The sequence below is a fragment of the Alloprevotella rava genome (assembly GCF_014195585.1).
In the GTDB taxonomy this organism is placed as follows: Bacteria; Bacteroidota; Bacteroidia; order Bacteroidales; family Bacteroidaceae; genus Alloprevotella; species Alloprevotella rava.
The window spans coordinates 1-15,643 of record NZ_JACICA010000007.1 but is presented as its reverse complement, the minus strand read 5'-3'; the positions used below and the strand labels follow the sequence as shown (position 1 = coordinate 15,643).

Sequence of the window (15,643 nt, the reverse complement as noted above, 5' to 3'; positions counted from 1 at the left end):
CCATATCAATGATGACCATTACCAATTTTGTCCATTAATGCAATAGTCGCTAACACAGAAATTATAAACACAAGACAAATTAGTTAATCATCATATTCTAGTTGAATCAAAGTTAGAATATCATTAAAGTGTTTCTGCTGTTCTTGATTTAACTCTCTCATAAAAAGGTCTATGCAATTTTGAGTCTCCGAGGAGAATACCTTTATTTGATGCTTTTTATCTTGAAAATCAGAACATGTAGAGCTTGGGAGAGTTTTACGTTCTTTATTCATTAACTTAGCAAACCTGCAACTCTGCCCCAAATCAAATTCAACATCAATCAACAGATTATACTTCCCTTTAGTTAAAGTATTTTGCCTGTCAATATGTACTATCTTTCCTCTGCCAAGAGGCTCGAAATAAATAGATTCATTTAAGTCAAAGTTATCATCAGTTATAGTATTGATTGATTTTAAGCCCAGATAATTTTGAACTTTCTCTTTTACTACACGATTCTCAGATATTTTCAAAAGTCTAACAGCAACCTTGTCAAGGTAATCAGAATCTTGAATTAATTTATATCTATCAGGAATAATAGAAGTACCGTGTAGTGAACCTATTAATCCACCTGCGAAAGCAGCAATGCTATCAGTGTCAGTTCCAATCAAGTTAACAGCTTGTTCTATACCCCTTATCGGTTCATTATGATATTTACAACAAAGAAAAATACCAGCAATTACAGTAGAAGTTCCTGAACCCTTTGTATCCAAATTATAGCAACCCAATATGCGGAAAGCTGTTTCGTCATCTATATTATGATTCAGGCATTTGTAAATATTGCGCAAATACTGTTGTGTCTCGTCAAGTACTACTTGGTATTGATCTGTGAATGATATTTGGGCTTTACTATTCCATTCATTTTCCCAACTATCAAAATCATGTTCTTTAATAAAAGGGATTGAAAGCTTTTGATGAATGTTTTTTCCAAGCTCAGTTAAGTATGTTTTATAAGAAAAGTATTCAGGAAGAAATTTTAGAATTGTATGAACTGCATAGCCATAAAGCATTGCACCAATAATCGCCCTTGGGTGACCATGTGTCACAATACTGTTTGCAAAAATTTCTTTCTTGATTTTGTCAATGTCTCCAAAATTTGCAAGAGCAATAGGAAGAATACGCATTGCTGCTCCATTTGCACCACTTTCTCTGTAGTCAATCGTTATGGTACCAGCCTTATAGGTGAAAAAATTATTATTCCATTTCGCTGATTTCCGTTCAATTTTTCTCGCGGCATTTTTTATGGTTCTACCTGCTCCACGAGCATACAAAATCCAACTTGGTAATTCTACTTTAGAAAAATATTCACGATCAATAGCACCATTTTCCATAATAGACCTCGCTACAGAAAGCATTAGTTGGGTATCGTCGGAATATGACCCTTTTTTTAATTTATCTATGTATCCATTGAACTTGCCACCAACTTTCTTTTCCCAATCATAAAACTTAGAAACATAAACTGTTCCGTATTTTGACTTTAAGGTATCAGAGTTCCTTTCAAATTCTGTTATCCAGCCAAGGGCATCCCCAATTGCAGCAAGTTTTATTGCTCCTTTATATTTGGTTTCAGGTTTCATAATGTTCTATTTGGTGAAAAAATCTCCATATCAACAACAAAATTACTTGTATCAAACTCTGACAATGCAGCTTTAGCAGATGCAAAACTTTCTATAGAATTAAAACATACTTCAATAATACTCTCAACAGGTATATCCTTTTTTACCAGAACCTCAGCTTGGACATTCGTTGGGTACTTTGAATTAATTTTGCCACGAATGCCATAGGGTATATTAATACTATTTGCAAATAGCATTTTAAATTTATCCAAGTCTCCCGTTACCCCTATAGCCTTTGCAACATTTGATGCAGCATTTGTTACTGAAAATTTCGTTTCCTTTTCATAGATATATTTTGGATCAATTTTCAAGATGCACCAATCTATCGTCATATCATCTTTAGTTCTCTCCTGAAATTTTGAAAAGAGGAACGTATTTGGTCCCGAAATGGATAAATTGATAAAGCCTTTATCATCGTATCTAACGTTATCAGTAAATTGGGCATAGTCCAATATGTCGAATTGCTCAATATCTAAATTTTCGAGAGTTTTTCTTGACATCAGCTTGCCTTGTTCTAGTATACTATAAAGATTAATAGTTGGCGTAAAGTGTATCAGAAACTCTATTCCTCGTTTTGATATTTCTTCTTGAAAATATATGTAGTCCGCTTTTTTATCCATAACTAGAAAGGTAAGTAATCATCGTTTAAAGCACATTCAGAAGGAAGTGTTGATACTTTATTTAGAAAATTTGCATCAATTTCGGCAATGTATCTTGATGGATTATTCTTATCACCTATTAGAAAGAGAATATTTCTTGCTCTAGTCATACAGGTGTATAATAGCCTCCTTTCAGTAGAAATATGAAATTCGTCATCTGTCTCGATAAATCCTGGAGGATAAGGAATTATTTCATCTGTCAAATCCATAATAAACACATTATCAAATTCCAACCCCTTCACGGAGGACATAGTGCTGATTTTAATACTACCACTTTCGTATCTTACGGGCAGGTTTGATCTTACGAGTTCTGTTTGAAAACCATTAGTGTTAAGATAATGTTGAATTCTATTTACACCATCATTTGTTCTGTGCAAAACTATTGTGCTATTCATTTTCCCTGTATTTTTTAGGTTTTGCAGCTCATCTTTCAAATAAGCAAGTTGTTCCTCAAAACCTCCTAAAAGGGATAATGTAGGTTTTTCACCACCTGAAAGAGCTGTTTCAACTACTGTGAATTCCGATTTGTCTTCTTCATTTTCCAATAAAGAAAGCGCAGCCCTAGCAATGTGTACAGAATTCCTGTAATTCTTTTTAAATTCTATGGTTCTACCACCACGAACATTTAGACCAACTTCAGACCAAGTAAAGCCACTTTTATAAATTCTTTGAGCAGCATCTGCTATGATTGATATACTCTCTGTTTCTTGAGAGACCAACTTCGAAATAACTAGAATTTGAGCTTTGTTTAAATCTTGAGCTTCATCAATAATTATATGAGTGAATGGCGGCTCCCAAGATGAATCGTTTTCAATTTTTTGTAAACTAATTATCGCATAATCATCAAAATCTTTTTTTCCTCTATTTTTCAACTCTTCACTGTACATTGTGTAAATACTCCATATTGTTTCTTTATCACTTGCAGTAACTCTGTCTGATATACCTCTTCCAATACGCTTTGCTTCTAAGTACTCCGTTCTCGAATTGAAAAGTTTACCCTTTATCCACGAAATCTCTTCTAGAAAAAATTCTGAGCTTTTATTTAGTAGGTTTGAGTTTATTACTTTCCCCGATCTTTTTATATTCTCTATAATATTGATTTGTTCTGGTTTCAGAATAGTGGTATCGTATCCAATTCCAGCAAAGCGATAAGCCCAACTGTGGAAATTCACAATGGTAACATTTAACCCATCTGGAGTTTTAGGATTTATTTCGTCAGTGTCTTTTTGATATCCACCATTTATATAAGGACTTACTGCTTTTATGTAGGCTGCTAATGTCTTGTTAAAAGTAAAAATAGCTATCTTTGCTTCTTTAAAAAGTGTATTTTGAGTTTCTAATAGGTGCTTTGCTCTGTATAGAGCGACTGTAGTCTTACCACTGCCTGCTACGCCTTTTATTTGAATGGGCTTTGTCGGAGGAAGAAACAAAACTCTTTTCTGCTCTCCTTTTAGGATAATCTTTTTTAGCATTCTAATTACTTTTGAATATGTATTGTTGGGAAGTTTCTCAGGCCTCGTACATACAAGAATAGGGCATAACGCCTCTTTTTTTACCAAAATGTATGAGCACACAATATGCTCAATTGTAAAATTATAGTTTTTCTGTGATATTCTAAAGAAAAACAAAGCATTTAACACAGAACGACAGATTTTTCAAGATAAGAGCAAAAAAAACTGCACCATTATTGATGCAGGTTTCTGTTTACATAATTCTCTTGCAAAATTCGTTGCAGGTCAGTCAATCGGTAAAGTATCTTCCCTGCAATCTGCGTGTATGGGAAAATGCCTTTGTCCCGATAGTCCTGCAAAGTGCGGGGAGAGAGGAAGAGCCTCTCGCATACTTCTCTCCCTGTGAGATAGAGTTCTCCCCCGAATAGGGGGCGGTGTGTCTGTGCCGTTGCCCGCACACGCTTTGTGAGGTTTCTGATGTCCGAAATGAGCTGTTTCATTTCGGGTGTTTCTTTGCTGATAGTTTCGTATTCCATAGTTCATTTTATTTAGGAGGGTCAGACTTAGCGAGTAGTGTCTCCACGTCCTCACGTTTGTAATAGCATTTATGCCCGATTTGAATGAAGGGCAGCACGGAGGTGTCCCGATAGTGTTGAAGTGTCCGTTTACTGATGTTCAGTATTCGGCACACGTCCCCATTGTGCAGGAGGTCGGGCTGTTCGGCAGGTGGGGCGAAATGCTCGTTAAAGCAGTCGGTCAGCTCCACGATGCTCTCTTTCAGTTCCTCCCAAGCGGAGGTATCAATAGCTGTAAATCTCATTTTTCGTTATTGTTTTATTTGCGTTATTATTGATTTCTGACGCAAAAGTAAGCAGTGGATTTCGATTCCCGAAGAGGTCGGGATAAGCAGGGAAGAAGAGGGAAACGGCAGGAAGTCCGCACACTATACATCCCTGTTTTTCCCCTTTCAAATTCTCCTGCACCGCCCGAAAAGTCATTTGTTCCTTTCGGATAGTGCAAAACTCTGCAAACAGTTGCAGACCTCACACTTTCCCACCGTGCAATCCGTGCACTTCTTTTGCCCCTTTCCCTCCATTTTGGAGCGACAAGGGGCTTTTTCGTTGTGCCATAGCAGAGAAAAGCAATGTACTCCGATGCAGAAACACCGCAAATGTTGGCTCACTGCAAAAGGCTACCTAACTTGGCTTTGGCATTCGAAAACCTGCCAAACATCAAAAACAAGTAATAGAAAGCAATCCGCACAATGAAAAGAGAAAACAGCGACAACATCTCAAAGAACATCCAAATAGAGGAGTTCCTTTCGGAGCGATATGAGTTTCGGTATAGCACCATACTGTATCGAGCAGAATACCGTCCGCGAGAAACAGGGAACTATGTGGCGATAGACCGCTACCGCATCAATACCCTAAAGCGAGCCTTGGACAAGGAAATCAATGTACAGACCTCGCCCGAGAACCTGTACAGCATCATCGAAAGCGATTTCTCCCCACGCATCAACCCTGTGCAGGCTTATTTCCACAGCTTACCGATAATGGAAGAAGCCAAGAAAGGAGCGATTACCGCCCTTGCCGACTGCGTGAGCGTAGCCAATCCAGAGAAATGGAGGGAATACCTTACCAAATGGTTGGTGGCAGTGGTCGCCAATGCGATGGACGACAGGCAGTGCCGTAACCACACCTGTCTTGTACTGACAGGTGAGCAAGGGAAATTCAAAACCACATTTCTTGACCTGCTCTGCCCACCTGCACTGTCAGACTATCAATATACGGGAAAGATATATCCGCAGAAAAAGGACGTGTTGAGCCTTATCGGTCAAAACTTCATCATCAATATCGATGACCAGCTCAAAGCCCTCAACAAGCGAGACGAGAATGAACTGAAGAACCTGATTACCTGCCCACAGGTGAAGTACCGTATGCCTTATGAAAAGCACATCGAAGAGCGACCGCACTTGGCGAGCTTCGTAGCATCGGTCAATGGCAACGATTTCCTCACCGACCCGACTGGGAGCAGACGTTTCCTCCCATTTGAGGTGCTTGCAATAGATATAGAACGTGCCAAGACAATCCCGATGGATGCCGTGTATAGCGAAGCGAAAGCATTGCTGAAAGACGGATTTCGCTATTGGTTCAATGATGAGGAGATTGCCGAACTGCACCGAAACAGCGAGGCTTTCCAAGTCTATACGGCAGAAATGGAACTGTTGCTCCGTTATTTCACCTTTCCTTCGGAAGCGGAGACGGCAACAAAACGCTTCTATATGACCAATTCGGAGATAGTGGGTTACCTCTCCTGCTATACCCGACAATCCCTCTCCGCCAAACGGATGGGCGAAGCCTTGCGAAAGGCTGGCTATACAAGGGAGTGTCGCAGGATAAACGGCAATCCTGTATATGTCTATGCAGTCCGTAAGATTTACCCCGAGCAACCGCCATAACACTCTGTTATTATCACCCCCCCCTTTGCAATACTCCTTTCTCTTTTCTTTCCTATTCTCCTTACTACATTACTACAAACAAGGATAATACGGTGAAAGAGAAAGGATTGTAGGAGGTATCCATCTTGCGACACGGCTTACTACAATCTTTCTACGCTTCTACGATAGTATGAATAAGAAAAGGCGTAAAAAGGAGATGTAGAAAGATAAAACCGAAAGAAGTGTTACACTTTTTTCTTTCACTGTCAATTACTTATATCCATGTCGAAGGGTAGTAAGATAAAAAAGGGAAATTCCAAAAAGAGAAAACAGAGCGAACAATAAAATATCGAACAATCCAAATCCAACGATAACAACAATGAACAACGAATATTACAATTTACAAAACATCAAGAACATACCCATAGCGGACTATCTTCATGCCTGTGGCATACAGCCCATCAAGAAATACGGCAGTTATGCACTTTACAACGCACCTTATCGGGAAGACCATAATGCCAGTCTGAAAGTGGATTTTGCACGCAACCTCTGGTACGATTTCGGCTTGGGCAAAGGCGGCAGCATCATAGACCTTGTGATGCTGTTGCAAGGGTGCGATGCTCACAAAGCAATGAGCCTTTTGGCAGGGAACAACCTTTCCTTTCATAGTGCAACTCCTCCAAAGGAAAAGGTCGCTGCACTGTCCCCGAGCGTAAGGCACATTCTCGGCATCAGCGAGGAGGTGCCCCCACATCTGCAACACTATTTGCAGGAGGAACGCAAGATTGACCTTTTGCTTACCAAACCCTATCTGCGTTTCGTATGCTACGAAGTGGGAGGAAGAACTTACACCGCCATAGGATTTTCCAACCGTGCAGGAGGGTATGAACTCCGGGACGACAAGACGTTTAAGGGAACAATCGCTCCAAAGGATATATCCGTGATTGCAGGAGAAACGAACAACGCCTCTCACTGCATCTTCGAGGGCTTTATGGACTTCCTTTCCTATCTTACTATGAAAGGAAAAGAATTAGTCCCCTGCCTTGTGCTGAACTCCGTAAGCAATATTCATAGAGCCGTTGCATATCTCCGTGAACATCATATTGCCTACGTTCGTGCGTTTCTTGACAACGATGAAGCAGGACGGCAAGCCTTGCAGGTTCTTCAATCGGCAGGAATGAGCGTAGAGGATGTGAGCCGACATTATGGCGGATATAAAGACCGTAACGAGTACCACGTTTCTCGTCAGAAAGCGATGGAACAGAGACAGAAGAAACCTCAATCGGTTGTCAAACGGGGATTTCGCAGATAAGGCAAAAGAGTGCAACCAAAACCAAATATCAATCGGGCATCCTTAGGGACTAAAAAGAGAACAAAAGCAGACAGATGGCTTTGTTTCGAAAGCGATGGCAGTTTCCCAACTGCAAGTTTCCTCAAAAGAAACTTAGAAACAAAGCTCTCTGCGCATTCTGAGAATGCAAAAACCGTAAAGGCGGACTTCGGACAGGGCGGAGCGGCATTTAGTAGAAATACCATAGCTTATTAGGGCATTTTCTTCACGCTCCACTCCGTTACCGCTGAAAAAGCCCTCCTGAGCCAAGGGTCTCCGCCCCTTTGGATACCCCTTAAAGCAATATTCAACTTATGGGCTACGCAGTATTACACATAGACAAGGCTCGGGGCAACGATTCGGCAATGACCGCCCACATTGAGCGTACATTCGTGCCGAACAACGTCGATGCCACCCGCACGCACCTCAACCGTGAGTTGGTGCAATTCCCCGCAGATGTCACCAACCGCACGGAAGCCATAGAACACCGCATTGCCACGGCAAACATTTATCGAAAGGTGGCAGACAACCAAGTTAAGGCTTTGCGGTTTATCCTTTCCGGCTCGCACGAGGATATGCTCCGGCTTGAAAGCGAGGGGCGTTTGGGAGAGTGGTGCGACAGCACGATGCAGTGGCTTTACTCCACCTTTGGTAAGGAAAATGTAGTGGCAGCTACACTTCACGCAGACGAGGAAACACCACATATCCATGCTACGATAGTACCCATCGTGCAAGGAGAAAGACGGAAAGCCAAGACGGAAGCTGAGAATGGCAAGCGGAAGTACAAGACAAAGAAAGACAAGATACGGCTCTGTGCCGATGATGTGCTTACCCCGAAGAAATTGGAAGAGTACCAAACTACATACGCAGAACAGATGAAACCTTTCGGGTTGGAGAGAGGTATATATGGCTCGGAAGCCAAACACCGCTCTAATATGGAGTATTACAAGGAGATACTCAAGGAGACGGAACAGAAGCAAACCGAAGAAGCCGAACTTATCGAAAAGATAAGGGAATTGGAAAAGCAGGCAGGTAAACTTCGGGTAAAGGGTACGCTCTACTCGCTCTTTGGCAATACGGAACTTGACAAGGCAGAGAAGCGTATCGGAGAGTTGGAAAAGGAGATGGAGCATCAGAAGTTCCTTTCAGAAAAGGAAAAAGCCGAAATCCGTAAGGAGGTAATTCTCCTGCAGGATACCGTTGCAGCTAAAGACAAGACCATAGTTGAACAGCAAAAGGAAATCAAGACGTATGAGGAGGAGCGGAGTTTCATTCGGCGTTTCTTCCACAGCTTCTACCTCTTGCTTAATATTCGTCTACTGCTCCGCAAGATGGACATCGATGACGATACCTTTGTCAGAATGCACCAAAAGCAGGTAGCAGTACGTAGTACGGCTGATGTGTATTCGGGAATGTACAAACGTAACTTCACAGAAGAGAATGCCGAGCTGCGTATCACTCTTAATGAGAAGCGTCAGCCTGTCCTCACCATCAATGGTCTGTCCGTCTCAGATTGGTGTGAGCAGAAGTGGCAACAACTCATTCACCGCAACCGCTCACAACGGCTGTAATCGTTTTTTCTTTCATCGCCAAAGAAGAAAAACACGAAAGAACGCTCACTTTTCCACACAAAGTGTTACTTTTGCAACTGAAATAGTGAGTGTTCTATACGACCTGCATCTAATCACAGAACCTTGTAATCTAGCCATCTAGTCCGAAATCATATTTTTAGGGGAGCAAACTATTTTTGCCTTACTGGGTGGTCAATAATTCTCGCCCTGACGAGTTTATTTTCTTGACTTTTTCATAAGGTATTGGGAGGAATATAAAGTTCTACAACTTTAAACTACCCTGCCAAAGTATTAAAAATAATTGGTAGCATATAATATGGGTAGTAGCAACTACATAGCAACAGCAAATAACTATGTTATAGAAAGAAAAAAAGTAGGTTTGTAACAGTAAAATAAACACCAACCTGTTGTCTAAAATGGGGAGGATACTAAAGGAATAAATTAATATGTCACAAAAGGGAAGCGTATTTCAAAAAGGAGGAGGTGGGACAAACTTTGAACAACTCGTTCAAACGGCGTTTCTTACAACTCTTATCATTCATGGTAATGCTCCATGTCTTGATTCTGGTGAATTATCGGAGGTTGCACTACAAGTAACTAACAGAGGCTATGAAACTGATGATTTTATGGTTACGGCAAAATCAGCAAGTGGTGAACATCGTATATTGATTCAGGTAAAACACGATATATCATTTACTGTTGATAATGAAATATTCAAAGAGGTAATTAATGCTTTTTGGAAAGACTATAATAATACTTCAATTTTTGACAAATCAAAAGATAAACTTATTATAATAAAGAATGGTTTAACTAAAGATGAAAGAAATCATCTTAAATCGCTTTTTAATTGGGCAAAAAATCACGCAACAGAAGCAGATTTTATTACCGAAGTAAACAGGATAAAAGGAAAGAAAGACCGATTAGATGTTTTTCGTGAGGTGCTAAAAGAAGCAAATAAAAATACATATTTGACAGATAAAGAACTTTGGGAGTTTTTGAAATGTGTTGATGTTTTGGAATATGATTTCCTAAACGAAGGGAGTATTGATAAAACATATTTTCTCAATCTGATTAAGCTCAGTAAAAACAAAAATTCGGCAACAACCGAAAAAGATATTTGGGACAGTATTTTTGCTTATGTTGCTACGCTTAATCCAAATGGTGGAAGTGTGACACTTGAAAGTATTAAAGATAAAGATTTCTTTCAGCATTTTGATAACACACATTTAACTCCATACTTCAAAGCCGTTGAAAAACTTAAATCAGACAGCAATGAGATTTTACGACCAATAAAAACTTATATTGGAAAAGGAGAAAACGAATTTCATTTACAACGATCAGAATTAAGAGAAAAAATTTTAGTTGGTCTAAGTAATTCCCAACTAACGATTGTGACAGGAAAACCTGGAGTTGGGAAATCAGCTGAAATCAAAGAGATCCTTGAAAAAGATTATCCTAATGCAAGTGTGTTTGTTTTCAGAGCAGACCAATTCAATGAATCTACGCTCGCCAATGTTTTCTCAAGTCAAGGGGTAAATGAAACAATACAAAATATTTTCTCATGTATCTCCCTTATTCCTGAAAAAATTATTTTCGTTGATAGCTTGGAAAAGCTATTGGAAGCAGACCCCGAATGTGCCTTTAAACAGTTATTAGCGTTACTTAAAGAGCACCCAGAAATTAAATTAATTGCTTCGTCACGGAAATATGCGATTGATTTAATTACATTAAAATTTGGTATTGATAAAGACAATATATGTATAATTGACATTCCAACGCTTAATGAAGAAGAATTAAAACTTGTAGCTGAAAAGTTTCCGCAGTTAAATAGTGTTCTAAAAAACGACAAAGTCAAAAAGTTGTTGCAAAGTCCAAAATATCTGGACTTCTCAATCTTAGCAATTAGTAAAACAAACGATGATTATGCTAATGTTTCGCAGACAGAGTTTAAAGACAAGTTATGGAATTCATTAGTTGTAGATTCAACCAATACAAAAAATGGACTTCCACTTAAACGTGAAGAAGCCTTTAAAGAAATTGCAGTAAAGAGAGCAAAGGAAATGAAACTCTTTACTAAACCTGATAAGTCTGATGCAGAGGCTATAGCCTGTTTAGAAAATGATGAAATTGTATTTCAGGAAAACAACAACAGAAAGTATTCTCCCACTCACGATATATTAGAAGATTGGGCATTAGTAAAATATGTTTCTTCAAAGTTTGAAGACTTTCCAAATCCAAAAGATTTTTTCAACAATTTAGGAAACGAGCCGGCTATTAGACGAGCATTTCGTCTTTGGGTGGAAGACTATTTAATTGACAACAATGGTAAAATAAATGAACTGATCAAGGTAACAATTGCTGACCAAACTATTGAGAAATATTGGGCAGATGAATTGTTGGTAGCTGTATTTAAGTCAGAAAACAGTAATTCATTTTTTACTTCTTTTGAAAAAGAACTTCTTGAAGACAACTCTGTTTTCTTCAATAGATGTTTGCATATCATAAAAACTTGCTGCAAAGAAAGCGACCAAAAAACGAACAACAGCAATTTGCTTTTGCCGATTGGTTCGGGTTGGAAAGAAGCATTGTTTTTTATTCAAAAGAACAATACTCAATTAGAATCAATAAAACTTACAATACTCAATTTTCTCACTAATTGGTATTACCGATTACTTTTTCAATACAAAAAAATTGAAAACGCAGAATTAGAGGCGGCAAAATCTATTGTCCTAACCTATTTGAAAGAAGTTGAAGAAGAAAAAGAATTTTGGCAAGATGAAAATGTCAAAGGTAAATCATCAAACTTGATTTCAATTTTATTTGACTTGGCTTCAATTTCAAAGGAAGAAATTAAACAACTTATTGCAAGAGCATTTACCAAGAAAGAAAATCGGGAATCTTGGAGATTAAATTCTTTTTACGAAAATGTAATTGAAAGTTGTCTTTCAGGTATAGGAAACCAGCGTTTGATAAAAGAATTGCCTGAATTGATTATTGAAACAGCTTGGAAAAATTGGAAATATATACCACCAAAAGAATCTGATTATCCAAATGAAATTAGATTTATATCAAGACACTCTTTGCGTGATGAGGAATGTTGGGGAATAAGAGATAGACATTCCTTTTTCCCTTCGGGAATTTACAAAACGCCTTTTTACAATTTATTGTGGATTCACCCAATCGTTGGTTTGAAGTTCATCATTGATTTTATCAATGATTCGGTTGAATTTTATGTAAACGCTACTTGTGAATATAAGCATAAAATTTCTCAAATTGAAATAGAACAGAATGACGGAACAAAAACAAAACTATATGCGGCGTGGGAATTATGGGCGGCTTACAGAGGTTTAAGCGTTACAAACTACGCATTGGAATCATTGCTAATGAGCCTTGAGAAGTTTTTATTAGAAACGGCTAAAAGAAAGACAGATGTTAGTAGAGAGAACTTGAATTTTATATTTGATTATGTTCTTAAAAACAGCAATAATGTTGCTCCAATAGCGGTTTTAACGAGCGTTGCTATTGCTTATCCCGGAGAAGTTGAAGAAGCGATGTTGCCATTATTGTCTGTCAAGGAATTTTATGAGTGGGATTTAAGTCGAGCACTTCAAGAAAGCTCAGCGCTTGCCCCAATGGATAGACGTATTTCATTTGCACAAAAAAAGCGTTGGGAATCAAATCAACTTCCACATAGAAAAAAATATCAAAGAGGGCTTCGAGATTTTATTTTAGACTACCAATTTAATGTTAGAAAATTAAACAAAGAAATTCACCAAATAATTGACAAACTAAAAGCACGAAATGATGGTAAAGATGTTATATGGAAAAAGAATTTAATTGAAATGGATATCAGAAACCATAAAGTTGGAGAATATGATGAAAAACTTGGTGGTTTTCCTATTCAACCTGAATACGATGATGAAGTTGTAAAGTTTATTGAATCCAATAAAGAAAGTTTTGAAGCAGATAAAAAGTCTTTGAATATTTCAGGACAACTTTCAAAAACTTACGAAAAGAAAGAAATTATTGATTTTTCATCTTGGTTATCTTGCTATGAACAATATTCTTCATCAAAATCCTTAAATATCCTTTATGACAGACCAATCACGTTAGCCGTATTAGGACTGAGAGATTTTGCAACAAACATAAATGAAGAGCAAAAAACAAAGTGTATAAAAATAATTACTGATGCAACAACTTCTATTCTTCAAGATACATTTAGCAGAGATTATAGCCTTAATATGAGTGTCTGCATAATGGAAAAAGAAATTGCTTTATCTTCTTTCCATTTACTTTTGCAAAATGTTGATAACGAAGAAGATAAAAACGACATAATAGCTACAATGATTTATATGCTATTCGCACCGTTCCACGACCACGAATTTGACAAAATCATACGATACTTTAGAGAAGTATTTTTCAAACAATTTCCTAATGAAGCAAAAAGAGTTTGGCTTGGTCTCATTATGTATTCTAATTTCAAAAAAGCAAATCCTAATTTCTATGGAAATCAAGATGAAAAAAGTTTAAAAAAGGAAAATGATTTTGTTCAGGAAATTGCATCTAACAAAAACTTAAAATTAGACCTTGCAGAAATAAGTTTAGAAAAATCAGAAGGTTATTTATTGGCAAGAGCTTTTGTAATTACGCCATATGACACAGCAGATAAAGATTTTACATATTTCATAAACCACATATTACCGATAGTTATTGGCGACTTAACTAAAGAAGAAGATTTTTCATATAACAGAGGAAGAGAATCTCGACAATTTCATCACGAATCAATTTCAGATATTGAACAATATCTTGCCAATTTATTTTTGGACGCAAATTTTGATTTTTCAAAATCTATTTTAACAACATTGGTCAATTCACTGTCAAAAAATACGCAAAGACAAAGATTTGGAAGAGACGATTTGTTCCAATTTGTGAATACTACTTTGGATTATTTTGTATTGAAATTATATGACAATGGAAATTCAAAAATTGACCAAACAAAATACTCACAGCAACAGACCAACTTTTGGAATCTATGGGAAGTTCTGTTTGATTTAATCCCAAGTGATGGAACACACCCGCTAATTCAAAAACTTTTGTTGGATATTAGATATTTGCTATGGGATTATCAAGGTAATCCGAATGAAAGTGATTGGAGCATTTTAAATGGGAAAAAAGAGTTTTATAAAAAAGTGTTTCTTGAAAAAGGGAAAAACAATGCTTCATCAGTAATAAACGTGTTTTCTACAATTGGAGGAAAAGAATTTTTGCCCGAAGGAATAAGTTGGCTGTCAGGCCTTTTCAAATCAAATAACATCGCCTCTTTGTCATTGACATCTGTGTCATCGGAGAGAATGATAAAGCGACTTTTCTATAATCATATTTCAAAAATCAAAAACGACAAAACTCTAATAGATGACTATGTTTGGATTTTAAACCGGATGGTTGATTTGGGTTCGTCAGAAGCATATTTATTTAGAGAAAATGTAATTACGTATAAAAGCATTAAGTAAACTGCGAGTAGAAGGAACACTCTACTCGTTCTTTGGAAACGCTGAACTTGAGCGTATTACGGAATTAGAGAAAGAAGGTAGGACAACAATGCCCCTCAAAGAGAAGGAGAAGAACGAAATCCGTAGGAAGGTGATTCTCTTATAGGATACCATCAAGGGAAAAGACAAAACAATCTCAGAACAACAACGAGAAATCAAGGTCTATGAAGAGGAGCTAAGTTTTATCCAGAGATTCTTTAATAGCTTCTACCTCTTTTGTGCAATATTTGTTTGATGCTCCGCAAGATGGCTTCTATGATGGCACCGTAGTAAAGAGGCACCAAAAGCAGGTGGCGATACGAGTACGGCAACAGCTCATTCATCGTAACCGCTCACAACGACTATAATCGCTTTTTTCTTTCACTGACAAGAAGAAAAACATGAAAAAACGCTCACTTTTCCTCGAAAAGGGTTATCTTTGTAAGTGAAATAGTGAGCGTTCTTTGGCTATTCAAAATATTGTGTATCAGTGCACTTCGCTCATTTCTAAATCGTTACCTATACGACCTGTGTTTTATCGCAGAGCCTTGTAATTTAAGCATTTAGACCGAAATCATATTTTTTTACCGGACAGCCGGTCTATAGTCAGGTCATAAAATTGCTGGATAAAGCCAAAATTCAACAAATTAGTCTCGAAACGCTAGGGAGCGAACGCTATGTGAAGCGTTTGACAGGCTGGAAACACCTCATCATTATGCTCTTTGGTGTTCTCAAACACTTTGATTCTCTGCGTGAATTGGAGATTGGAATGAAAGCCGAGACGACGAAACTCTCTCATTTGGGTCTTGACTACGTTGTCCGTCGCAGTACGCTTGCAGAAGCCAACCTGCGGCGTCCACAAGATTTCTTTGCCAAGATTTATGCCTCTCTATTGGAACGTTATACTCCATTTTTAGCGGACAGCCGACCTGTGGGCTGTCAAAAAGCGTGGGAGAAGCAGCTTTATATGATAGATTCTACCACAATCACGCTCTTTGACAACATTCTCAAAGGA

The 15,643-nt window shown here is 38.0% G+C and carries 9 protein-coding genes and 1 pseudogene; 5 read left to right on the top strand and 5 right to left on the bottom strand.

Going from position 1 to position 15,643, the window contains the following annotated elements; translation table 11 throughout:
* Positions 1-83: 83 nt before the first annotated feature.
* The 5 genes from FHS60_RS06780 to FHS60_RS06760 form a co-directional block, all read right to left on the bottom strand.
* Positions 84-1,613, bottom strand: a complete 1,530-nt coding sequence (locus FHS60_RS06780; protein WP_183696851.1) for an ADP-ribosylglycohydrolase family protein — start codon at positions 1,611-1,613, stop codon at positions 84-86.
* On the bottom strand, positions 1,610-2,272 hold the full coding sequence (locus FHS60_RS06775; RefSeq protein WP_097627589.1) for a DarT ssDNA thymidine ADP-ribosyltransferase family protein: 663 nt from the start codon (positions 2,270-2,272) through the stop codon (positions 1,610-1,612). The genes FHS60_RS06780 and FHS60_RS06775 overlap by 4 nt, the downstream gene beginning before the upstream one ends.
* A gap of 2 nt (positions 2,273-2,274) precedes the next feature.
* Positions 2,275-3,783: a 3'-5' exonuclease gene (locus FHS60_RS06770; protein WP_183696848.1), complete on the bottom strand. Its 1,509-nt coding sequence runs from the start codon at positions 3,781-3,783 to the stop codon at positions 2,275-2,277.
* A 212-nt stretch (positions 3,784-3,995) separates the two neighbouring features.
* Positions 3,996-4,298 carry a helix-turn-helix domain-containing protein gene (locus FHS60_RS06765; RefSeq protein WP_097627585.1) on the bottom strand — a complete coding sequence of 101 codons (303 nt, stop codon included), beginning with the start codon at positions 4,296-4,298 and terminating at the stop codon, positions 3,996-3,998.
* A gap of 8 nt (positions 4,299-4,306) precedes the next feature.
* Positions 4,307-4,582, bottom strand: a complete 276-nt coding sequence (locus tag FHS60_RS06760) for a helix-turn-helix domain-containing protein (RefSeq protein WP_097626523.1) — start codon at positions 4,580-4,582, stop codon at positions 4,307-4,309.
* A gap of 444 nt (positions 4,583-5,026) precedes the next feature.
* On the opposite strand from FHS60_RS06760, the gene FHS60_RS06755 reads away from it, so the two are divergent.
* The 5 genes and pseudogenes from FHS60_RS06755 to FHS60_RS06735 form a co-directional block, all read left to right on the top strand.
* A complete protein-coding gene (locus FHS60_RS06755) occupies positions 5,027-6,220 on the top strand; it encodes a VapE domain-containing protein (protein ID WP_183696844.1) in 1,194 nt (397 codons plus the stop codon).
* Positions 6,221-6,578: 358 nt separating this feature from the next.
* Complete coding sequence (locus FHS60_RS06750; protein ID WP_183696842.1) at positions 6,579-7,511, top strand: toprim domain-containing protein; 933 nt, start codon at positions 6,579-6,581, stop codon at positions 7,509-7,511.
* A gap of 332 nt (positions 7,512-7,843) precedes the next feature.
* Entirely contained in the window at positions 7,844-9,100 is a 1,257-nt protein-coding gene (gene mobV, locus FHS60_RS06745) for a MobV family relaxase (protein ID WP_183696839.1), read from the top strand.
* 446 nt (positions 9,101-9,546) lie between these two features.
* Positions 9,547-14,610, top strand: a complete 5,064-nt coding sequence (locus FHS60_RS06740) for a hypothetical protein (protein WP_183696835.1) — start codon at positions 9,547-9,549, stop codon at positions 14,608-14,610.
* Between the two features lie 616 nt (positions 14,611-15,226).
* Positions 15,227-15,643, top strand: a pseudogene (locus tag FHS60_RS06735) (DUF4372 domain-containing protein); the annotation flags it as partial.